Annotated in this window: 18 protein-coding genes and 2 pseudogenes; 11 read left to right on the forward strand and 9 right to left on the reverse strand. The window is 52.9% G+C overall.

What is annotated here, in order from left to right:
- Window positions 1–23 precede the first annotated feature (23 nt).
- The 7 genes and pseudogenes from BV494_RS03995 to BV494_RS04025 form a co-directional block, all read right to left on the reverse strand.
- On the reverse strand, window positions 24–839 hold the full coding sequence (locus tag BV494_RS03995; protein ID WP_104921684.1) for an ABC transporter permease: 816 nt from the start codon (window positions 837–839) through the stop codon (window positions 24–26).
- A 4-nt stretch (window positions 840–843) separates the two neighbouring features.
- The gene (locus BV494_RS04000) at window positions 844–1,671 is read right to left on the reverse strand and encodes an ABC transporter ATP-binding protein (protein WP_104921685.1); all 828 of its coding nucleotides are present in this window, start codon (window positions 1,669–1,671) and stop codon (window positions 844–846) included.
- On the reverse strand, window positions 1,668–2,648 hold the full coding sequence (locus tag BV494_RS04005; protein ID WP_104921686.1) for an ABC transporter substrate-binding protein: 981 nt from the start codon (window positions 2,646–2,648) through the stop codon (window positions 1,668–1,670). Before BV494_RS04005 ends, BV494_RS04000 begins: the two co-directional genes overlap by 4 nt.
- Window positions 2,649–2,661: 13 nt before the next feature.
- The gene (locus tag BV494_RS04010; RefSeq protein WP_104921687.1) at window positions 2,662–3,543 is read right to left on the reverse strand and encodes a creatininase family protein; all 882 of its coding nucleotides are present in this window, start codon (window positions 3,541–3,543) and stop codon (window positions 2,662–2,664) included.
- A gap of 30 nt (window positions 3,544–3,573) precedes the next feature.
- Complete coding sequence (locus tag BV494_RS04015) at window positions 3,574–4,035, reverse strand: RidA family protein (RefSeq protein WP_104921688.1); 462 nt, start codon at window positions 4,033–4,035, stop codon at window positions 3,574–3,576.
- Window positions 4,025–5,305: an amidohydrolase family protein gene (locus BV494_RS04020; protein ID WP_104921689.1), complete on the reverse strand. Its 1,281-nt coding sequence runs from the start codon at window positions 5,303–5,305 to the stop codon at window positions 4,025–4,027. The genes BV494_RS04015 and BV494_RS04020 overlap by 11 nt, the downstream gene beginning before the upstream one ends.
- A 20-nt stretch (window positions 5,306–5,325) precedes the next feature.
- Window positions 5,326–6,299, reverse strand: a pseudogene (locus BV494_RS04025) (PDR/VanB family oxidoreductase).
- Between the two features lie 216 nt (window positions 6,300–6,515).
- Here BV494_RS04025 and BV494_RS04030 point away from each other — a divergent pair.
- The 5 genes from BV494_RS04030 to BV494_RS04050 all read left to right on the forward strand — a co-directional run bounded on the left by BV494_RS04030 (window position 6,516) and on the right by BV494_RS04050 (window position 11,498).
- Complete coding sequence (locus BV494_RS04030) at window positions 6,516–7,439, forward strand: LysR family transcriptional regulator (RefSeq protein WP_104921690.1); 924 nt, start codon at window positions 6,516–6,518, stop codon at window positions 7,437–7,439.
- A 263-nt stretch (window positions 7,440–7,702) separates the two neighbouring features.
- On the forward strand, window positions 7,703–8,692 hold the full coding sequence (locus tag BV494_RS04035) for an ABC transporter substrate-binding protein (protein WP_104921691.1): 990 nt from the start codon (window positions 7,703–7,705) through the stop codon (window positions 8,690–8,692).
- Between the two features lie 11 nt (window positions 8,693–8,703).
- Window positions 8,704–10,131: an amidohydrolase family protein gene (locus BV494_RS04040; RefSeq protein WP_104921692.1), complete on the forward strand. Its 1,428-nt coding sequence runs from the start codon at window positions 8,704–8,706 to the stop codon at window positions 10,129–10,131.
- Window positions 10,132–10,158: 27 nt separating this feature from the next.
- Window positions 10,159–11,148: an isopenicillin N synthase family dioxygenase gene (locus BV494_RS04045; protein WP_104921693.1), complete on the forward strand. Its 990-nt coding sequence runs from the start codon at window positions 10,159–10,161 to the stop codon at window positions 11,146–11,148.
- A gap of 140 nt (window positions 11,149–11,288) precedes the next feature.
- Entirely contained in the window at window positions 11,289–11,498 is a 210-nt protein-coding gene (locus tag BV494_RS04050) for a hypothetical protein (RefSeq protein WP_104921694.1), read from the forward strand.
- A 160-nt stretch (window positions 11,499–11,658) separates the two neighbouring features.
- On the opposite strand, the gene BV494_RS04055 is transcribed toward BV494_RS04050, so the two are convergent.
- On the reverse strand, window positions 11,659–12,684 hold the full coding sequence (locus BV494_RS04055) for a glycosyltransferase family 9 protein (RefSeq protein WP_104921695.1): 1,026 nt from the start codon (window positions 12,682–12,684) through the stop codon (window positions 11,659–11,661).
- 774 nt (window positions 12,685–13,458) lie between these two features.
- Here BV494_RS04055 and BV494_RS04060 point away from each other — a divergent pair.
- From BV494_RS04060 to BV494_RS04070, 3 genes are read left to right on the forward strand one after another with little or no spacing between them, the layout of a single operon-like run.
- Window positions 13,459–15,516 carry a hypothetical protein gene (locus tag BV494_RS04060; RefSeq protein ID WP_104921696.1) on the forward strand — a complete coding sequence of 686 codons (2,058 nt, stop codon included), beginning with the start codon at window positions 13,459–13,461 and terminating at the stop codon, window positions 15,514–15,516.
- Between the two features lie 21 nt (window positions 15,517–15,537).
- Entirely contained in the window at window positions 15,538–16,665 is a 1,128-nt protein-coding gene (locus BV494_RS04065) for a hypothetical protein (protein ID WP_104921697.1), read from the forward strand.
- A gap of 38 nt (window positions 16,666–16,703) precedes the next feature.
- Complete coding sequence (locus BV494_RS04070; RefSeq protein WP_104921698.1) at window positions 16,704–17,738, forward strand: hypothetical protein; 1,035 nt, start codon at window positions 16,704–16,706, stop codon at window positions 17,736–17,738.
- Between the two features lie 182 nt (window positions 17,739–17,920).
- Here the strand turns inward: BV494_RS04070 and BV494_RS04075 are convergent.
- Window positions 17,921–18,165 (reverse strand): annotated as a pseudogene (locus tag BV494_RS04075) (TolC family protein); the annotation flags it as partial.
- 153 nt (window positions 18,166–18,318) lie between these two features.
- Between BV494_RS04075 and BV494_RS04080 the strand changes: the two are divergent.
- The 3 genes from BV494_RS04080 (at window position 18,319) to BV494_RS04090 (ending at window position 23,206) form a co-directional block, all read left to right on the forward strand.
- Window positions 18,319–18,933 (forward strand): TetR/AcrR family transcriptional regulator, encoded by a 615-nt coding sequence (locus BV494_RS04080; protein WP_104921699.1) that lies wholly within the window; start codon window positions 18,319–18,321, stop codon window positions 18,931–18,933.
- A gap of 77 nt (window positions 18,934–19,010) precedes the next feature.
- Window positions 19,011–20,120, forward strand: coding sequence for an efflux RND transporter periplasmic adaptor subunit (locus BV494_RS04085; protein ID WP_104921700.1), 1,110 nt, complete (start codon window positions 19,011–19,013; stop codon window positions 20,118–20,120).
- The gene (locus BV494_RS04090; RefSeq protein ID WP_104921701.1) at window positions 20,117–23,206 is read left to right on the forward strand and encodes an efflux RND transporter permease subunit; all 3,090 of its coding nucleotides are present in this window, start codon (window positions 20,117–20,119) and stop codon (window positions 23,204–23,206) included. The genes BV494_RS04085 and BV494_RS04090 overlap by 4 nt, the downstream gene beginning before the upstream one ends.
- Window positions 23,207–23,258 lie beyond the last annotated feature (52 nt).

Below are 23,258 nucleotides of genomic sequence, written 5' to 3' on the forward strand. Positions count from 1 at the left end.
TTCCTGCCTTTAAATGAATCAGGTTAATGAGATTGCACGGCTTCGCTTTCATGCCAGGCGCTCAGGACGCGTCTCGAAATCCACGACATCACCCCAAACAGCGCAATGCCGGTGAGTGAAATGAGCAGCAGCGCGGCAAACATCAGGGGGATGTCCAGCTGGTATCCCGCCTGCAAGATCTGGTAGGCCAGACCGGTATTACTGCCGCCGGTGCCGGCAACAAATTCAGCGACCACGGCTCCGATCAGCGACAGACCGCTGGAAATACGCAGCGCGCCGAAAAAATACGGCAGGGCGGAAGGAATGCGCAGGCGGATGAGGATCTGCAAGCGGCTGGCGTGATTGAGCTGAAAATAGCTCAGCAAGCCCGGTGACACGCTGCGAAGCCCCTGCGTGGTGTTGGAAATAATCGGGAACACCGCCATCAGCGTCGAACACACCACCAGCGACAGCGTGGTGTCTTTGACCCAGATGATGATCAGCGGCGCGATGGCGACAATCGGCGTCACTTGTAAGAACACGATGTACGGGAACAGCGCGGTTTCAACAAAACGGTTTTGCACCAGCACGAAAGCCACCAGCGAACCGATGAAAATCGACAGTAAAAACGAAATCAGAGTGATTTTCAGCGTGAACAGCAGCGACATCATCAGGGAACCGAAATGGGTCCACAGACTTTGCAGCATCACCAACGGCGACGGCACCAGAAACACGGGGATTTTGAAATAGCTCACCCATCCCTGCCACAGCAGGATCACCACCACCGCGACCACGGCCGGATAAAGCACTTTGCGAAACGTGGGGTTGTTGATCCACGGAGAAGCTTTTTGAGTTTGCATACCGTTACTCCATACCCGATTGGCTGGCTTGCAGCAGGCTGTCCTGCAACTGCTTCGCATAGCGTGAAAAGGCCGGACTGACGCGAAAATCTTCGCTGCGCGGGAAAGGTTCGGTGATGGCAATATCTTCCACCACACGCCCCGGACGCGCGGCCATCATGATCACCCGCTGTGACAGAAATACCGCTTCGTGGATCGAGTGGGTGACGAACACCACCGTCAGCCCCTGTTCCCGCCACAGGCGCAGCAGGTCGCTGTCGAGTTTGTTGCGGGTGATTTCGTCGAGCGCGCCGAAAGGTTCATCCATCAGCAACAGCTTCGGGCGGGTGACCAGCCCGCGGGCAATTGAAACGCGCATCTGCATACCACCCGACAGTTCGCGCGGCAGAACATTGGCAAATTTTCCCAGCCCGACCAGTTCCAGCGCTTCACTGACACGGGTATTGGCTTCAGCGCGGGGTACGCCCGCGAGATCCAGCGGCAGGCGCACGTTATTTTGCACCGTGCTCCACGGCATTAACGTGGCTTCCTGAAACACGAAAGACAACGGCACCTGCGCTTTTTCACGGCTGTCCCGCCGCCACAGTACCAGCTTGCCGTCGCTGGGTTCCGTCAGCCCGGCGACCATTTTTAACAGCGTACTTTTGCCACATCCCGACGGGCCGAGCAGGGTGACGAATTCGCCCTGATTGATGGTCAGATTGACCGGCAGAAGGGCGCGGGTGCCGTTGCTGTAAATTTTCTCCGCCGACAACACTTCGATAGCCGGAATTGGCGGAGGATTGGCTGAGCGGACATCGCTCATTACGGTCAGTTTCGGGGCTGAATTCATGGCATGACCTTCGCGTCTTTGATCATATCGAGGGTATACGTCTGCTCAAACGGCACTTTCGCCGCGTCGATCAGTTTGTTTTTTACCAGCATGTCCCAGGTCTTTTTCAGGCGCGGTTCAGTGATGATGCCGATACCCTCTGTTTGCGCGTCGCCGCCGGTCACCAGCGCATATTTTTTCATCTGCGCGATGCCGAAAGCAATCTGGTCGGCGCCCATACGCGGGTTGGCCTGGGTGATCAGCACATTGCCTGCCGTCGGATCCTGCAAATATTCTTTCCAGCCCTGCATGGACGCTTTCACGAACGCCGCCACCGCCGCCGGGCGTTTTTGCACGGTGTCGGCCATGCAGATAATCGAGTTGCCGTACGGCGGGTAGCCCCAGTCACTGAGCATGTAGACGTAGAACGGCTTGCCGCCTTTTTCAACGGAGAAAGGTTCGGACGTCACATAACCCTGCTGCACCAGATTATTGTCCGCGAGGAACGGCTGCACGCTGAAGGTGTACGGACGGATTTTGGCGCTCGCCAGCCCCAGTTCACTCTTCGCCCACGGCCAGAAAGAGGTGTAAGCCTCGGTCGCCAGCAGGAAGGTTTTGTCTTTCAGCTCCTGTCCTTTTTCCACTTTGTCATGGCTGATAAACACCGTCGGCGAATGCTGGAACACCGTCGCCACGGTCACGGCGTGCACGCCAGCCTGCCAGGTTTCCAGCGCCTGACCGTTGTCGCCGAGCGTACAGTCAGCCTGACCGGCGGCCATCAGTTGCATCACGTTAACCTGCGGGCCGCCCATTTTGATGCTGACATCCAGACCGGCGGTTTTGTACAACCCTTTGGCCTGGGCTTCGTAAAATCCGCCATGCTCCGCCTGCGCGTACCAGTTGGTCAGGAAAGTAAATTTCTCTTCCGCCATGCTGGCGGTGGAAACCCCGGCCAGCAGGGCAAGCAGGGTGTAAGTCGCTGAACGCCGTATTTTCATCGTGAGAATTCCTTTATTTAGAGACCAAAGAAGACGAGGGAGGAGTGAAGCTGGTTTGCACAAACCCGTTCCAGTGGTGTTTGCCCCAGGTCGGTTCGCTGCGGGCTTTCCATTCCATGAGGTGAATTTCGGTGATCGCCTGCGCCCAGCTTGCCGCCAGCGAATCAAGGATCGCGTGACCCTGTTCGGCGGTCGCGCCGGTCGGATCGCCGATGACGCCACTCGGCCCAAAATCATAGGACGCCCAGGCAGCGGCAGGGCGGCCTGATGACAGGGTCGGGCAGGGGAATTCCGGCGGGTAATTGGCGACGGCGTGCTCGAGGTGAACGCATTCCGGTGCCAGAGCCAGCATCACCGCGGTTTCGCTGTGACCGGCGTGCATGGCCATTTTTTGCTCCAGCGGACTCAGGAACTGGTTTTCGACATTCGGCACGCGAAACACATCGTGCGGGATCATGATCATGTCGCCGTGACGCAGGCGCATTTCCCGCGATGCCATTTGCAGCACCTGGGGTTGTCCGCCGTGACCGTTGATCATCAGCAGCTTGCGGAACCCGGCGCGGTACAGGGATTCGGCAATTTCCAGAACAGTTTGCAGCAGCGTATCGCCGGTTAAGGTCAGCGTGCCGGGGAAATTCAGATGTTCGTCTGATTTGCCGTAAGTGATAGGGGGAATACCGTAGGCCGGAATGTCTTTTGAAAGCCGTGCCAGCGCGTGACCTGCCACGCCGGAGGAGATCACGCTGTCCACCGAACACGGCAGATGCGGGCCATGCTGCTCAATCGCGCCGGTCGGCAATACGATCACGGTGTTGGCCTTGTCGGGCAGGGCAGCGATGGCTGGCCAGCTCAGAAAAGGGAGAAAACGTTCTGCGGGAATATAGCCGTTAATCATGCTGTGCCTCGTGCTCGGACATAATTGGGTTTAGCGGGATTGCGGTAACCAGGCGGTCGCTTCCACTTCAATCAGCACCTCGGCGCTGGGTAACATTTCACTGACCTGAACCACGGTAGAAACCGGCGGTTGCCCGGCATAAAAAAGCTTTCTGACCCGGCTGTAATACGGGAAGTGATCGAGATTGCGAAAATACTGCACCAGCTTGATCACATCGCTCATCTGCCCGCCGGCGTCTTCAATGGTGTGGCGGATACTTTCGAGCACATACCAGCTTTGGGCGAGGATCGGCCCCTGTTTGGCGTCGGTGGAGAATTCGCCGGTTTCGCCCAGCAGCAGACGGGCTTCGGCGGGGATATCCTGAAAACCGCGCACGATTGTCGCGCTCTGCGGATTGACGGGAATAATGCCGGAGAGAAAAACAAAATCACCGGCGCGACGCCAGGCGGCATATCTGGCGAGCGGTTTACCCGCTCCGGCTTCAAGACTCATGGGATAACTCCTGATTCCAGGTACGTTGGTGGGTTAGCCTGCCATGGTGGAAAACCAGACGGGCTGCGCTGTTTAAAGGCCAGGTCAGGCTGTCGCTGCCCGGAAAGAGAACCAGACTCGCCTCGCTGCCGGAGGCGAGCGGCAGGCCGGGCTGCGCCTCGCCGGTCAGGGCGGCGACATCGCAAATCAGCCGTGACTGCTGATCAAAAACGTTATCGAGCTGAAGCGCGAACAGGGCGCAGGCCAGCGTATCCAGCGGGTCATAACTGCCTGCCGGACAAAATGCGTCCTGCACGTTGTCGCAGCCGAGCAGCACCGGAATGCCCGCCGTCTGCGCTTCTTTCAGCAGGGTGATCCCCCGCTGGCGCGGCGTGCGGTGGGTGACCGCGTCCTGCAACAGCAGATTGGTCATCGGCAGCGCAATCAGTGTGACGCGCTGTGCCGCCAGTACGCTCAGCACCTCCTGCGCCTGTTGTTCACTGCCGGAGGCCAGCGCGCAGCCGTGGCTGCAACAGATGTGGCCGCTGAATGGATTTTCTGAAAGGTAATGCGCCAGCCAGCTCAGGCCGTGTGCCACCGGCGAAAGCTCCTCGTCAATGTGCAAATCCAGATTCAGTTGCCAGCGCGAGGCGCTGCGCATCAGGTGGGTCATCGCTGTCGGATCCCAGTTGGACGAGTGGATAAACCCGCCCAGCAGGTAGTGGTTTCCGCTGAGCGCTACCGCCCGGGCGATACGGTCAGCCACGTCGGCATCCGCGAAAAAACTCAGCGGAGCCAGTGCGACCCGCTCCAGCGTGACGCCCGGCTGCGTGATCGTGGCCAGCGCCGTCCAGGCCAGCGGCGGCGTGTCATCGAACCAGTCAATATGGGTGCGCAGGCGGGTCACGCCGTTGGCCGCGGCCCAGGCCATTCCCCGTCGGGCACGCTGATGAAGATCGGCCGGAGTCCAGTGCTGACGATCCTGATGCATTGTTTCGATAGCGGCCAGCAGACCCGGCTTTGACGGACGGCTGCGGCCGATGGTGAAGGTTTTATCGAGATGCGCATGAGGTTCGGTCAGCCCCGGCAACGCCAGTGCGCCGTGTGCGTCCCACAAATCATCTTGTTCTGGCTGACAGGGCATCACGGAGGCAATTTTGCCTGCATCAAAGCGCAGATCAGCCGTCACCGGTTCGCCTTTGTGCACCGGCCATCCGGCGGGAAGCAACCATGCGGGGAGGCGAACGTTGGCAATGCCCTTAAGCGGTGAGGCGGGGGTTGGAAAGTTCATGCTGAGGCTCCGCGTTGGCATTACAGGTCAAGGACCAGAACGGGACTTTTGGCGCGAGAACAGCACAGCGTAATCTGCGTGTTCTCCGCTTTCTCTTCTTCTGTCAGCACGCAGTCCCGGTGGTCGGGAATACCGTCGATGACGTCAGTAATACACGAGCCGCAAATACCCTGTTCGCACGACAGCATAATATCGACTTTGGCCCTTAATAAGACTTCTGCAATGCTCTGGTCTGGGCCGACTAAATAACGTTGTCCGGTGGAGTTGAGCTGAATATGGAATGCCTGCCCGCCGGTGTTATTGTTAATATTCGCGTTGCTGAACCGCTCAAAAGACAATTGATTTTTCTGCCAGTGATGGGTTTGCATAATGTCTTCCAGGCGCTGAATAAACCCGTCCGGACCACAGGCCATCACCTGCGTATGCTCATCCGGCTGACACAAGCTCAGTGGCGTATTGTATCGCAGGGAATCGTTTGCGCCGCTGTCATGCAAAAAGACGTGTTTTGCCAGCTCGGGCGCATTCAGACGCGGGATAAACGCCGCTTTATCGGGGTCTGCAACGTAGTAATGCAGTTCAAATTCAATGTCTTGCTGCACCAATTGTTCCGCCATTGTCAGCAGCGGCGTGATGCCGATCCCCCGGCAAACAGCAGAAAGCGCCCGGCGGCGGGCAGAGGAAAATGATTACGTGGCGTCGAGATGCTCAGCGTGTCGCCTGCGCTGAAATGATGATGAATAAAGTGCGATCCACCCGTGGAGTTTTCCGCCAGTTTTACGCAGATCTCATAATATTCTCCGTCGTGATTTTCGGTACAGAGAGAATACTGACGGGGGCCCCGTTCAGGAATGAAAACGTCAATGTGCGCGCCGGGTAAATAAGCCGGTAATAACCCGCCTTGCTGCGCAATAAGTTGCAGTGAAATATTCCCTTCACCATTTACACCGATCGCCCTGATCGTGACAGGAATTAATCCGGTATCTTTCATCGTCATTTACCGTATTCATTTTGATGAATCATTCGTAAAAAGGAATTTCCACTTCTTCACCGCATAATCCGCTGCCATCCGTCGCTGAAACAGCGCAGGGCGAACTTTACGCGCGATGAAACGATTGTTCCCGTTGCAATGAAAGCTACGTTATTGTTATAAAACTGTTGCGTCCAGCGCTTTGATTCGCACATCCCGTTGCATAAAAGAGAGCACTCCACTATGTTCGCATTCTCCCGTTTTTTGCTGTACTTCACTGAAGTTGCCCGCCAGGGATCGTTTCGCAAGGCGTCCGAAACCCTGCATGTTGCCGCGTCGTCGATTGACCGGCAGATCCTGCGGGTCGAAAAAGAACTGGCGATGCCGCTGTTTGAAAGGCACCCCACCGGGCTGCGGCTGACCGCAGCGGGCGAGCTGTTATTACATTCGGCCAACAACTGGAAAAAGGATTTCTCCCGTGTCTGCGAGCAGCTCGACGACCTGCGCGGTTTGCGGCGCGGGCACGTGCGGATTGCCACCATCGACGCCATCAACCGGCAGTTTTTCTCGGCGATGCTCCGGAAGGTGCATGCCGACTACCCGAATATCTCCTTCACGCTGACCACCATGAACAACGTGGATATTCAGCAGGCGCTGATGTCCGGCGATGCCGACTTCGGGCTGATGCTGAATCCGCAAAGCTCACGTGAGTTGCAGGTGCGCGCTTTTGCAGAAATCGAACTGGGTATTGTGGTGCCGAAAGGGCATCCGCTCGGCGGCAGAAGCGGCGTGCGTTTTAATCAGTGCATGGAATATCCGTTTATCCTGCCTGCTGCGCCGCTGATGCTGGCCGAACCTGTCCGGGCGCTGATGAATATCAACGGCGACATGATTAACGAAGTCGCGGTATCCAATAACATCCACATGATCCGCTCGCTGATTAAAGAGAAAATGGGCATCGGTATTCTGTGCTGGCTCGACATCATGGATGAGGTGGAAAGCGATGAGCTGCAGTTTATTCCGCTGACCGATCCGCAGTTAAAAACGTTCACGCTTTCGTTGTGCGTCGCCCCGGCAAGACAGCTTTCGCTGGCCGCCTCGATGATGCTCAAACAGCTGGAGATGTTGTTCAGCCAGATCCCGACGCCGGGGCGTGACCGGCACTGACTTGCACGGTTATGGTGCGCAACGCTCTGTCATGAATCAAAGGTTGCAGAGCGTAAGACGATAAATCCCCCGATAAAGCGCAGGGAAAGCCCATCCGCTAAGTTGGCATCTTTCTTGTATAGCTAAACGTGAGTAGAAGCGGTCAGTGCAGGCAACTGCGCGGGACATTGCTCAGCAACCATTTCGCGGTTCATTTTGAGCCGGTCAGGGGGGCTGAGCCGCATTCGCTCATTCTCCCTCCGGCGATGATTAGGAGAGGAGCAATGAAGTTAATTTCCCGCATTCCCCTGTCTTGCTGCGTGCTGAGCGCGCTGATTCCGGGCGCATTTTCACTGGCAGCACAGGCTGATGAGAAAATTGCACTGCTGACATCCTGGTACGCGCAGGCGGAACAGGGCGGATATTATCAGGCGCTGGCGACAGGCATTTACAAACGTTACGGGCTGGATGTCAGCATTCAGTCCGGCGGTCCGCAGGTCAACGGCATGCAGTTACTGCTGGCAAAGCGCGCCGACGTAATCATCGGTTATGATCTCCAGTTGCTCGAATCAGTGCAGCGCGGTTTTCAGGCCAAAGCCATTGCCGCCCCTTTCCAGTTCGATCCACAGGGGCTGCTGACGCACGATTCCGTCACTTCCCTCGACGGTCTGAAAGACAAAACCCTTTTAGTCTCCAGCTCCGGGCAATCGACCTGGTGGCCGTGGCTTAAGGCCCGCTATCAGCTCAGCGATTCCCAGGTTCGTCCTTACACCTTCAACATCCAGCCCTTTGTGGCAGACGAAAATGTGGCGCAGCAAGCCTATGTCAGTTCTGAAGTTTTTCAGGCGCAACAGGCCGGGGTGAAATCGAATTTCTTCCTCTTTTCAGAGCACGGCTATCCTCCTTACGGCGGCATTCTGATCACCCGTCCGGATCTTATCAGCAGCCGGAAAGAGGCGATGGCTAAGTTTGTTCAGGCGTCGATGGAAGGCTGGGTGAGTTATCTGCAAAATCCGGCGGCGGGCAATGCGCTGATCAAAAAGGATAATCCGAAGATGACGGACGACCTGCTGGCCTGGGGCGTTGAGCAAATCAAAGCGCATCATCTGATTGACGGTGGTGATGCGGCAACGAAGGGCTGGGGCACGATGACGCAAGCCCGCTGGCAGAAAACCCGTGATTTCATGGTGAACGCCAAAATGCTGAACGCGGATACCGACTGGAAGCAGGCGTATACCACTGAATTTGTGGATCACATGCAGGTTAAACCCTGAGGAGCGTTGTGATGTCATCTGACTCTTTACTGATTAAAAATGCGCACGCGATCCTGACCGGTTTACCGGGAGACGCGGCACGCCACGCCGGGCCGGATATTCGTGTGCGCGGGGGCGTTATTGAGGCGATCGGTTCCCTGACGGCAATGCCCGACGAACGGCTGATCGACGCCCGCGATTGCGTGGTTTATCCCGCCTGGGTGAATACGCATCATCATCTGTTTCAGTCATTGTTAAAAGGCGAACCTCAGGGGCTGAACACAAGCCTGACCGCGTGGTTAAGTGCCACGCCTTATCGCTTTCGCGCCGCGTTCGATGAATCGACTTTTCGCCTCGCGGTGCGTATTGGTCTGACCGAACTGCTGCGCTCCGGCTGCGCGACGGTGGCGGATCACAACTATCTCTACTGGCCGGATATGCCCTTCGATACTTCAGAAATCCTTTTCAGTGAAGGGGAAAAGCTGGGAATGCGCATTGTGCTGTGCCGGGGTGGCGCAACGCAGGGGCGGACGATTGAAAAAGATTTACCGCAGGCACTGCGCCCGGAAAACTTCGATGATTACATGGCGGATATGGAACGGCTGGTGAGCCGTTATCACGATCCGAAACCAACGTCCCTGCGCCGCATAGTGATGGCACCGACCACCTTGCTGCATTCGGCCCCCGGTGCGCAGTTGCGCGAAATGGCCAAACTGGCGCGCAGTCTGGGTATCCGGCTGCACAGCCATCTGTCGGAAACCGTGGATTATCTCGATGTGGCGCGCGCCAAATTTGACATGACGCCGGTGCAGTTTTGCGCGGAACACGACTGGCTGGGGGACGACGTATGGTTTGCGCATCTGGTGAAACTGCTGCCGCAGGAAATCACGATGCTGGGCCAGACCCGCACCGGCATTGCGCACTGTCCGCAAAGTAACGGGCGGCTGGGCAGCGGGATCGCCGATTTGCTGGCGCTGGAACAGGCGGGTGTACCGGTTTCTCTGGGCGTAGACGGTGCGGCATCGAACGAAGCCGCTGACATGCAAAGTGAAGCACATGCCGCGTGGCTTTTGCAGCGCGCCCGAAAAGGCATGCTGGCGAAACCGCGTTATGACGGCGGCACTTTTGAAGGCGGCGGTGATGCCGCATCCATTGAAGACGTGGTGCGCTGGGGCAGCGCAGGCGGGGCGCAGATCCTCGGCCTGCAACAAAGCGGCAGCGTGCAGGTGGGTATGCTGGCAGATATCGCCATTTACCGGCTGGATGACCCGCGCTACTTCGGCCTGCACGATATGGCGATCGGTCCGGTGGCCTGCGGGGGGCGCGCGTCGCTGAAGGCGCTGATGGTTAACGGTCGGGTCATCGTCGAAAACGATGTCATCCCCGGCCTCGATCTGGACACCCTGCGCCATGAGGCGATGTCCGCCGTCCGCACCCTGCAACAGCGCGCTGCGCGCTAACCCTATTGATCAGGAAGGATAAGAAAAATGACGCAATCAATTCAAACAGAAGGCTATGCCTTGCAGGAACTGGAAAAAGAAGCGGGAATGGGCGCAATGGGTGAAGAGACGTTTGCCCGCGAAGTTCGTTGCATCGACTTGTCAGATTTTGAAAACCGTAAAAGCGAGATCGCTGATGCGCTCTGGAGTGCCGCCGTGGAAATTGGCTTTTTTCAGGTCAGCCATCACGGCATTGCGCTGAGCGATATCCGTCAGGCCTTCAGCATGACAGAAGATTTCTTCTCGCTGCCCGATGGGGTAAAAGCGCAATATCCGCTGGCGCGTAACGCCGGCTGGGAGAATAAGTCTCAGGTGCGCCCCTCAACCAGAACGCCGGATCAGAAAGAGTCTTACCAGATTACCCGTCCGCTGATGCAGCCGCTGTGGCCGAGTGAACAGGAACTGCCGGCGTTTAAACAAACCATGCTGGGCTTTGAATCCCGGTGCTGGCAGTTGGGCATGAAATTGCTTTCCTGTTTTGCGCTCAAACTGGGCTTCCCTGAGGACTTTTTCGAACAGGCCCATAATCCGGATCAGCAAACCTACCAGAGTACGCTGCGTATGCTGCACTACTATGCCACTGAACAGTCGGAGCAGGGGATGTGGCGCGCCGGTGCGCATACGGATTTCGATTGCCTGACGCTGCTTTTCCAGCGTCCCGGTCAGGGCGGATTGCAGGTTTGTCCGGGTAAAGATCGCGAAAGTCAGCAGTGGACCAGCATTGAACCCCGTGAGGACGTGATCACCTGTAACATCGGCGACATGCTGATGCGCTGGAGCGACGATCAGTTGCCGTCAAATTTCCATCGTGTCAGAAGCCCGCTGCCCGGCGAATACCAGGGGGCGCGCTACAGCCTGGCATTTTTCTGTCAGGCTAACAAAGACGTCGAAATTCTGGGGCCGCAGGCGAAATATCCGGCCATCAGCGCCGAAGACTATCTGCAACAGCGCATTCAGGCGAACTTTGCGAAAGGATAAATAGCGCTGATAAATAAAAAGCCCGCTTAAGTTTCCTCAGCGGGCTTTTCTAAACACCGGGTTTATTCATCTCAATACCCTCATTGTATTTAAAATATAAAGGTACATTCCTCAGTTCAGATGAAAAGAAAATTTTGCTTATGAGCACACCGCTTTTTCGGGGGGATGGTGTTGTCATGGCAAAAAACTCCAGCCCGGAGGTTAGTTTATATCTTTCATTAGTGTTAGCGGTGGCGTTCCCGCACTGTCTTCACGAACTTAAAATAGCAATCGTCGCACAGTCTGTTATCGATATAGAACAGACGGTCAGTATAACTTCGTTTGATGCCGCATTTCTGGCAACGCTTTAAAGCTAATATTTTCATCCTGATACCACCATCCCCTGCTAATTCGATAACTCTGCTCATCAGCGCTATAGGTGCCAAAGGAATTGCTTTCATTTCTGTTCAGTTTACCTGTAACGCTAAAATAGAGTCTGTGTTGTCTTTTAATTATAAAAAAGGTTTTAAGCTAAATACTCTGCTTCGGTATTTTAATCAGTACTTCTTTTCTCAGTGCCATGAAATTGTCATATACCTCATCGGTTGAAATATGAGCCACATCTTCGTCTGCGGAAGCAATAATTCTGTTCGGCACTTTCCAGGGTCCCCAGACCAGCGGATCGCTGTTGCCAAAAAGCGCCACCACCGGTTTCCCCACTCCCGCAGCGATGTGCAATGCGCCGCCATCGCTGGTGATGATCTGATTGCACAGAGACATCCCGGCCATGAGTTCACGAATATTCACGGTGTTAAACGGGACCATAATAATATCTTTGCAGGCATTGATAATGTACTGCGCTTTCTCGTCATCCCCGGGATGACGCTGGTTATCTGCTGAGCCAGGTGACCAGAAAAGAATAATTTTGCAAGGTTCCTCACGCGACAGTCTGTGAGCGATTTCAATATAATTTTCAACAGGCCAGCGTTGTTGTTCTTTTCGGGAGCTGATCTGTAAACCATATAAAGGAAAATTGTAAGTGTTTTTTATTTTATGAGCGGCGAACTCTCTCTCAGATTTTGTCACCCATAAAGCCAGTTTCCCCGGTATTGCATGACAATTTAAAGGTCTGGCGAGTTCAGCCATCTGTTCTACCATATGCATTCCATCATGCATATAAGGTATTTTATCGGTGACAGAGTCTGGCGCATCATTTCCTATCGCGATAATTCGTTTAGCCCGTGATAATGTCGCCCATTGCAACGGTCTTTTATTCCAGTTCCCCGCCACGATAGCAACATCATAACCTTCTCGCCAGATAGTCAAGATGGTAGTAATACGGCGTAAAATGGCTTTAATCTTTTCAGTGTAGGAATTTTCGTGGTGTAGTTTTGTGTAGTGATGAACTTTACTGACGCCGGGATTACCGTCGAGAACTTGTTTGTTGTAAGAATTCACCAGCATATCGACGTGATGATTTTTCGCTAACATAGAAATAAGCGGGGTCGTCAGGATGAGATCACCAATATTTTCCCGTCTGATAATTAGTATTTTCATTTCTTTCCTCATTAAACACACCATCATCATGATTATAATTTCATCTCTGTCCCTTATCATGCGGGGGCTATTACAAAACCCGTCACAGAAAGAGAGAATGAAAATCACTGTCAAGTAGACTTAAACCAAAAAATTTAGTTCCACGTTTAATGTAGGTATAAAGAAAAGGTTGTGTTAAGGCTTCTTAGTATTTCGTGAGGCGTTTCCTATTTAATTAATACCCTGCTTTTACCCACCGATACCGGGATGAGACAGATTGAAGTGGAATACGAAATCTGACCACCAAATTCTCCCGATGCCGGGGGGGAACTGAAAATTCATCGGTACGTTTTTCAGGCTAATTTATTGAATCTGAATTGCATAAAAATTCAGTTAGCGGCATGAAAATAAGAATTTGGCACCTCATCCTGGGATCGCCCTGGTCAGTCACCTCTAAACCTGATTTCACTTTCTGTCATGACCACCAGAATGATCACTCAAAGCTCAATTCCATGCGATGCAAGAGGCTTGGTTTTTGGATTTATAACAACGAAAGGATCAATACGGCCATTCGGGGCATACCGCCAAAATACCAGCTACAGGTGAATGTTTGCCCCGGACTTCTTCGGCACAATTGCCGTGAGGCTAAGTTTCTGCCACTAATGCGACAAAATCCTTCCGATGTGATTAAGCAAAAATAGCATATTGCACCCACTGCTTTTGCTCAAAGTAATAACTCTCTACTCGTTAGATTACCTACATCGCCATATAACCCTTCTTCTCTAAGGAATATCTATGCTACCCAATACGCTTTATGCCCCTATATTTCCTCAAATGGAAAATGATGGTGTTATCAATTTTTCTGAATTATCCACTTCTGGGATTGTTATTAATGTCGGACAGTACGAAAATGCTGCGCCGGGCGATTTTATTGAATTGTGGTTTGAAAGTTATGCTATTGACTCGATTGGATTGGCTGGCGACCCTGTAAGTCAATACTTTCCCTGGCAGTCAGTCATCATTCCTGAGATTGCGATACTGCTACCCAATGGAGTCTATAAAGTACAATATAATGCCGTCGATGCGGCAGGCAATAACGCATGGTCAACAGTGGGTAAGGCCATTATTGATAAATCGTCCACCGGCACACTTCCTCCGCCATTATTTCCGGAGGCAGGTGCTGATAACACCCTCGATTATGACGACGCAATAAGCGATGGCGGGACACCGGTCACTATTCCAAATTATCCAGATATCACGGCAGGCGACAATGTAACACTATTCTGGGTGGGTTTTTCGGGAGGTGAAATTATTCAGGAGAGCATTACTAGCCTCTCTCACACTGTCGGGGATGACGAACTCAATGGATTCAATCTTGTTATTAGCACCGCCTTTATTATCTCGAAAAATATGGATCTCGCTCGCGCCTGGTATGTTGTTCAACGTACGGATTCTCGCAATGAGCGTTCTGAAAATGGCTCCGTTAATATCGATACTTCTGGCGGAGAGTCCCTCCCACCACCGATATTTCTCGAAGGTGATGATAAATGGATTGATGCTAATGAAGCATTAAGCGATGACGGTACACCTATTCAAATTCCGGCCTACCCGGCAATTAGCATCGGCGATACCGTCACCTCATACTGGCAAGGCTATTCGCAAAATAACACACCGGTTCCGGATACCTTCTGGCAGTTTATCACCGAGGTTCAACAGCAGGATATTAGTGAAGGCTTTATCGTCAATATCCCAACGGCCTCGATCTTGCCAATCGGAATTGGTTCTGGCGCCAGCTACTACAACGTGCAATTCGCTTCAGGTCAACAGGGCAGTTCCCTGGCAGCAGAGATCTGTGTGGACGTTACGCATACGCTTGAATTACCTGCTCCGGTCATTCCTGAAGCGCTCGATGATGGGGTGATAGATGAAACAGATGCGATGAGTAATGGCGGAACGCCGATTGATATCAGTTATCCGTCAATGGAAGAAGGAGACAACGTCAGCCTCTACTGGTCCTGTTATAACGCGTCAAATATCACACCCGTCGCTGGCACGGTCTACTCGGCAACATTAAGCGTTACTGCCAGTGAAGCAGCACAGCAGTCGATGACCTTTACAGTTCCATCCAGGTACATAACGCCAACAGGTGAAGGCTATGCCGTGGTCAATTACACAGTGAACTTCCAGTCAGGGGGTATTGGTTATTCCGACGATGGCGTTGCTAACATTGATACCCAGGGTGATATTATCTCTGGTTCAGATTATCTGGGTGGTTCTACCGGTTACGCACCGTGGGACAATACCGTCATTCAAGGATGCTTTGTTAAGTATTTGGCCATGGATAACGGTGTGCCGCTGAAAAATGTAAACGTTGACTTTACTCTCTTTGGCAATAACTATTTTACTAATAATAATCTAAAAAAAATTACAGTCAGCACCGATCCTCAGGGCTATGCGAGAACTAATATTTCCGGCAGCGATACGCTCAAAAATACAATTACAGCTCAGATTGTAGGTAGCAGTATTGTTGCGTCAGAAGTGAGCCTTGAAACAGAGCGTTCAAACGATATTACCGTACCGCTGTTGACCAGTGAACCGTATATTCCAGGTTCGGGGAATCGCGACTTCACACTATCCGTAAGCGAAGAGGTAGGTACATTTACGTTATTTACCAATAACAATTCAAATATTTTTATCGATGGAATTAATAAAGGAGGTGTAGTCACGAATTTAACTGTAAACGCCGGCAGTCCTGTTCAGTTCAGCGTGACGTCGAATAATATCAATGACACAGTTATCACTGTTTCACGGATTAGCCCAGCAAATGGAACATACTGTTCCTATTATTTTTAAACATCCAAGAGAATTCAAAAAATGAACGAATTAAACGCAAGTGCAAAAATCCCCGCATTACAAGCGCAAATGCAATGGATTGCGGGTACACCGCAAGTCAGTGCTGGCTCAACATCGAGAATGATGTACGACTTTAATAATGCTAATAACACGCTTAATCGTGAGCTGGGTTTTTTCCCTGGCATTATTGAAGCAAATACTGCGCAGCAGGAATCTACTATTTGTGATCCACAAACAGGGAAATGGGTATTGTTTTTTGATGGTAATGATATTTATGATGGCTTGCATAATCTGGTCAATCCAGATAATAAACTTGACACGTTGGATCATACATATCTGACCAGTATCATCGCACCAAGTTGTTCTGAATCGATACCCACTTATTATATTTTCTATCTTGACCGCACAACGAAACATTTGAATTATGCAATCGTTAATTTCCCGTTAGGTTTAAGCAGTAAGGCAAACTGGGTTGGTACCCAGTCACTGAATAGTGACAACGGCGTAGCCACACCTTTTGGTCTGGCCTGCGTTAACGAAGATGAATATTGGGTATTAAGCCTTGCCAATGCTACCACCCTGGTTGCATATAAATGCGATACTACAGGGGTCAGTACGGTTGCACCGGTTCATATTATGCTGCAACCATTCTCAAGTATTACTGCTGCCGTTGATTGCAAAACAAGCTCCATTGTGACCTTTAGCAATAAAATAGCCATTACAGTGAATGGCCAAATTATGGTTGGTGAATTAAAAGTATCGAGCGGTTTTTCAATTATCAACCAGGCGTTAGTCAGTAATGCCACTTCGACTCTGGCTCCTGATTTCAATACTTCAGCAACCAAACTTTACTTCCTGAAAACATTGGATAGTGCCAAGAAAAACCAGGTTTGGGTCTATGAGATCGATGGTCAGGCGTCATATTCGGCCGATTCCAGCTATGTCTATGGTTATCAATATTTGTCGCTGAAACTAGCACCAAACGGCATCATTTATGGAACAAATATGTTTACGAGTGTTGATCCTATTTTGACCATTACCGAAATTCCTGAAACGGGCGCTGTAGAAGTGACCGAAATGCTCAATCAGGACATTAACAGTTCTGCGACATTTGGTAATATCCAATACCAGATTAATGCGCTTAAATAACCGCTAATTTCCCCATTAAAATAAAATTCGAGAAAATTATGACTTCTACCTCTGATTCATATCAAAAATACTGGTTTCCTGGCAGCGCAAATGACCGTTATATTTTTGATTTTACAAATGACGTCATGCAAATAGAGTCACCGGGATTTCCCCTGGTACCCACGGATAGCGATAATTTTGGCAACGTCATCACGTTACCAAGTGGTGTTGGCTATTATATTTTGGGTAAATATCTGATGGACTCTACTTATAAAACTGTAGAGAATTCAGAAGAATTGTTTGTTAATTTACCTGAAAATATTGCAAATTGTTCATTTGCTCCAGATAACAACGACCCAAAATGTGCGCATCTGTATTTTATTGACAGCGCCGGACTGAACTATGCTCATATCAATCGCAATGTCATCAACGACTCTTCGGTCGATGTCATGGCAATTGTATCGCTAGATATCCCGGCGATAGAAAACTCGCCGCTGAGCATTATTGGTGATTCCATTAATGGAGGTAACTGGCTTTTTTATATTTCTAAGAAAGGTGAAGTCTATAAACTGGAGAGTGTTTACTGTGAAGAAAGTCAGGTGTCAGCTCAGTGTTCGGTATTTCTGCCACTCGGTGGAATTCCAACCTGTATCGATATCATGAATAATAATATTGCAGTACTGTGCAATGATAATAGTCTGGCCTATGGCACATTCAAAATTTCCGGGAATGTGGTGTATATAAACTTTGTAGACTCTATTAAAGATTTAAGCTCAGACTTCACCCAGAGTGCATTTTCAACGGATGGGAATACGCTGTTTTATCTTACCGAAGAAAACAGTATGAATATTCTTAATTCTCAAAATCTGACAACCAATACCCTCAAAAAATCCACTACCGTGGGTAAATATGCGGCGTTAAAACTCGGTCCAGATAAAATAATCTATGGACTCTCGATTAAAACGGCAGATTCTTCAACCGTTTTAACGGTCACACCTAATACTGTGGCAGACGAATTTAGTGTTGCAGAGTTTTTTTCTCCGGTAAATGGTGGCTATTTCCCATCAACGGGTTGGGATAACGGCATATCTTAACATTAAGATAATCTGTCATTTTTCTTTCGCATACTTTATTAATCTATTGCCGCTCAGATTTGAGCGGCTTTTTTCTTTTGCGTGCCCATCATCCCCTCCGGGTCTCTCCCTTGAATCGCGCCCCCAAAAGCCCGCTTAGTTTCCTGCGCGGGCTTCTCTAAATTTGTCTCCTCTGACTGCGCCAGTTCCTGCTGCGTACTGGCCTGTTTCTTCGCGATGGGCAGCCGGGCCTTTAATCCGCGCAGGGTGATATAGATATCGGCAGTCTGAGCCGCAACGGCAAGACGAGTTGCGGTGACATCCGCCTCGGAATCCTGATAGTCAGCGAGTGACGCCTGTCGCCCGCGTCGCCGCACCCAAAAACGTCAATCTTCCCGCTTGCGTTGAGATCGGTTTCATCGTGATTGCCATAGCGATTATAATCCGGCCCGAAGCACAACCCGCCAGTAAACCGGCGCTCACCCTCAGTGCAGGCGTACGGAGGGGAACACTGATATTCCTTGAGTCAGTTTTGGAGTGTGACTTAATTACCATATGGTCACTCGTTGTCAACCTGGGCTCACTGAGCTAAGCTGGAAAAATGACTAAACACATAAATGTACATCCCCCAAGGGGGCCATTGGATCACAGCGTCCGCGATCAGGTCGTCGACGCTGCCACAGAGCATTTCGGGCATTTTGGCTATGAGAAAACCACGGTGTCAGAACTGGCTAAATCCATAGGGTTTTCAAAATCCTACATCTATAAATTTTTCGACTCGAAGCAGGCGATTGGCGAGGTGATTTGCACCAACCGTCTGGCGATGATCATGGCGATTGTCAATTCAGCGATTGCAGATGCCCCGTCGGCCTCCGAAAAATTGCGGCGTTTATTTCGGGCGCTGACTGAAGCTGGCAGTGATTTGTTTTTTCACGATCGTAAGCTTTATGACATTGCTGCTGTGGCGGCGCGGGATAAGTGGCCTTCGGCGGAGGCTCATGAAGAGCGTCTGAGAAAACTGATTGAGCAAATCATTGTTGAAGGGCGGCAGGCGGGAGAGTTTGAACGAAAAACGCCGCTGGATGAGGCTGCGCATGCGATATATCTGGTCATGCGGCCTTACATCAGTCCGGTGCAGTTGCAATACAATCTGGAAACGGCACCGGCGGCTGCGGCGCTCCTGTCCTCACTGATACTGAGAAGTCTGTCACCCTGAGGTTTGTGACTATTGACATTATTGGTCACTAGTCTGAGAATGCGGTTAATGTCCTGTTGAATCCATTAAGGGAACCCATGCTCAGGCTTAATCCTGCCACCTTTGCTGTTTGTCTGTTGCCACTTGCCCTTGTGGCCTGCGGTGACTCTTCCGGTACCGACGATCCCCGAACTCAGCCTCCTCTGGTCAGGTCGGCGACCGTGGTGAGTGCTGTCGATACCTCCCGCGCATTTACCGGCGTTGTTGTCGCCCGTGTCCAAAGCGACCTCGGTTTCAGAGTGCAGGGCAAAATCCTTGAACGTCTGGTCGATACCGGCCAGACCGTTAAACGCGGTCAGCCATTGATGCGTCTGGATCCCGTTGACCTGAGCTTGCAGGCTCAGGCTCAGCAACAGGCCGTCGCTGCCTCACGCGCTCGCGCCAGACAGACTGCTGCTGATGAGGCGCGTTATCGCGGACTGGTTGCCGGAGGTGCAGTGTCTGCATCGGCCTACGATCAGATAAAGGCGGCGGCGGATACGGCCAAAGCTGAACTCAGCGCGGCTCAGGCACAGGCAAATGTGGCGCAAAACGCCACGGGTTACGCCGTACTGCTGGCCGACGCCGACGGCGTGGTTATGGATACGCTGGCTGAACCCGGTCAGGTTGTCAGTGCCGGTCAGCCGGTGGTCCGGCTGGCCAGAGCAGGGCAACGGGAGGCCATCGTGCAGTTGCCCGAGACGTTACGCCCGGCTGCCGGAAGTGAGGCTGAGGCAACGTTGTACGGTACGGCTAAACAATCAGTTCCTGCAAAACTGCGACTCCTTTCTGATGCGGCGGATCCGGTGACACGCACCTTCGAGGCGAGATATGTCCTTGAGGGGGCACTGGCGAATGCTCCGCTGGGATCCACCGTGACGCTGCATATTGCAGACGATAAATTACCAGATCAGGTGATGCAGGTGCCCTTGGCGGCCATCTATGATCCTGGCAAAGGGCCGGGTGTCTGGGAGATTTCGGGTAAGCCCGCCAAAGTATCCTGGCGGTCTGTTCAGGTGCAGGGATTGGGTGACGATGCTGCAAGGGTGACCGGTTCCCTTAAGCCGGGAGAGCAGGTGGTCGCTCTGGGGGCGCATTTGCTGCATGACGGTGAGGCTGTTCGTATGGCTGAACAGCGCGATGCCAGCGTCGCCGGGAGCCAGCCATGAGCGGGGGAAGATTCAACCTTTCAGCGCTCGCCGTGCGTGAGCGCTCAATCACACTGTTCCTTATTATCCTGATCACCGTGGCCGGTATTCTTGCATTTTTCGAACTGGGGCGGGCTGAAGATCCCCCTTTTACCGTCAAGCAGATGACGATTATTTCTGCCTGGCCGGGGGCGACCGCGCAGGAGATGCAGGATCAGGTGGCTGAACCGCTGGAAAAGCGTATGCAGGAGCTGAAGTGGTATGACCGCAGTGAGACGTACACACGTCCCGGTCTGGCTTTTACCCTGCTTTCGCTGCAGGACAGCACGCCGCCTTCACAGGTGCAGGAAGAATTCTATCAGGCGCGTAAAAAGCTGGGGGATGAGGCCAAAAACCTGCCAGCAGGCGTTATCGGGCCGATGGTCAATGATGAATTCTCCGACGTGACCTTTGCGCTCTTTGCGCTCAAGGCAAAAGGGGAGCCACAGCGACTGCTGGTGCGTGATGCGGAATCTTTGCGTCAGCGAATTTTGCATGTGCCCGGCGTCAAGAAAGTCAACATCATCGGCGAACAGGCTGAACGCATCTTTGTCTCGTTCTCACATGACAGGCTGGCCACGCTGGGTATTTCACCTCAGGATATTTTCTCTGCCCTCAACAGCCAGAACGTACTGACGCCCGCCGGTTCGATTGACACCCAAGGGCCGCAGGTCTTTATCCGTCTGGATGGCGCTTTCGACCAACTGGAAAAAATCCGCAAAACGCCCGTTGTCGTTCAGGGCAGAACCCTGCAACTTTCTGACGTGGCAACCGTTGAACGGGGCTATGAAGATCCGGCGACCTTCCTGATCCGTAATCAGGGTGAACCGGCGCTGCTGCTGGGCATCGTCATGCGCGACGGCTGGAATGGTTTGGATCTGGGGAAGGCGCTGGATGCGGAAACGGCCAACATCAATGAGGGTATGCCGCTGGGCATGACGTTGACCAAGGTCACCGATCAGTCAGTCAACATCAGCTCCGCCGTTGACGAGTTCATGATCAAATTCTTTGTCGCACTGCTGGTAGTGATGGTGGTGTGCTTCGTCAGTATGGGCTGGCGCGTGGGCGTGGTGGTGGCCGCGGCGGTGCCACTGACGCTGGCAATCGTCTTTGTGGTCATGGAGGCTTCCGGCAAAAACTTTGACCGCATTACTCTGGGCTCACTGATCCTTGCGCTCGGGTTGCTGGTCGATGATGCCATCATCGCCATCGAAATGATGGTGGTGAAAATGGAAGAGGGTTACGACCGCATCAAAGCCTCGGCCTATGCCTGGAGCCACACGGCGGCGCCGATGCTGGCGGGCACGCTGGTCACCGCCGTCGGATTCATGCCAAACGGTTTTGCCCAGTCCACAGCCGGCGAATATACCAGCAACATGTTCTGGATTGTCGGTATCGCCCTGATTGCTTCGTGGATTGTCGCGGTGGTGTTTACACCTTATCTGGGCGTAAAAATGCTGCCGAAAATCAAAACGGCAGAGGGCGGACATGCGGCGATTTACAACACCCGCCATTACAACCGCTTTCGCCGGTTACTGACCCGCGTCATCGCGCGCAAATGGGCCGTCGCCGGGACCGTTATTGCCGTTTTTACGGTCGCTATACTCGGCATGGGGTTGGTGAAAAAACAGTTTTTCCCTACCTCCGACCGGCCCGAGGTGCTGGTTGAAGTCCAGATGCCTTATGGCACCGCGATTGAACAGACCAGCGCCACCACGGCAAAAATCGAAGCCTGGCTGAGAAAGCAGGAAGAGGCAAAAATCGTCACCTCCTACATCGGGCAAGGGTCGCCGCGTTTTTATCTGGCCATGGCGCCCGAGCTGCCCGACCCGTCGTTTGCGAAAATTGTCGTGCTCACGGACAGTCAGGAAGCGCGCGAGACACTTAAGTTCAGACTGCGTGAAGCGGTTGCCGGCGGCCTGGCTCCGGAGGCGCGTGTGCGCGTGACCCAACTGGTGTTTGGTCCGTATTCACCCTATCCGGTGGCTTACCGGGTCATGGGGCCGGATCCCGCCACGCTGCGCGAAATTGCCGACAAGGTCGAAAAGGTGATGCAGGCCAGCCCGATGATGAGAACCGTCAACACCGACTGGGGTCCGCGGGTGCCCGCGCTGCATTTCACGCTCAATCAGGATCGCCTGCAGGCGGTGGGGCTGACATCGAATGCGGTCGCGCAGCAGCTTCAGTTCCTGCTTTCTGGTGTGCCGATCACCTCGGTGCGTGAAGATATCCGTTCGGTGCAGGTTATGGGGCTCGCGGCGGGAGATATCCGGCTCGACCCGGCAAAAATAGCGGGCTTTACCTTAGTGGGATCTTCCGGTCAGCGCATTCCGTTATCTCAGATAGGAGGGGTTGAGGTACAAATGGAAGATCCTGTTCTGCGCCGTCGCGACCGGACGCCGACCATTACCGTGCGGGGAGACATTGCCGAGAATCTGCAACCGCCGGATGTCTCCACAGCAATGATCAAAGCGTTAAAGCCGGTCATTGATACGCTTCCGGCAGGTTACCGCATTGAGCAGGCCGGGCCGATTGAAGAATCCGCGAAGGCGACCCGGGCAATGGCACCGCTGTTCCCTGTCATGATCGCCATGACGCTGCTGATTATTATCCTGCAGGTGCGGTCGATGTCGGCGATGGTGATGGTATTTCTCACCGCGCCGCTGGGGCTGATTGGGGTCGTGCCCACGCTGCTGCTCTTTAACCAGCCGTTTGGCATCAATGCGCTGGTAGGACTGATTGCGCTGTCGGGTATCCTGATGCGTAATACCCTGATCCTGATAGGGCAGATCCATCACAACGAACAGGAAGGGCTGCCGCCATTCCATGCCGTGGTGGAGGCAACGGTGCAGCGCGCCAGACCGGTGTTGCTGACGGCGATGGCGGCTATTCTGGCGTTTATCCCGCTGACACACTCGGTGTTCTGGGGCACGCTGGCTTATACGCTGATTGGCGGGACGTTGGGTGGCACCATCATCACGCTGGTCTTCCTGCCTGCGATGTATGCCATCTGGTTCAGGATACGGCCTGATGAACAGCAGCAGAACGCGCGGGCGGAAGTCGCGTAAGCAGTCCCGGATGAATGGCTGAAGTGTGTTTTTGCCGTGCAGTCTCACCACA

It is taken from the genome of Rahnella sikkimica (assembly GCF_002951615.1).
Lineage (GTDB): Bacteria > Pseudomonadota > Gammaproteobacteria > Enterobacterales > Enterobacteriaceae > Rahnella > Rahnella sikkimica.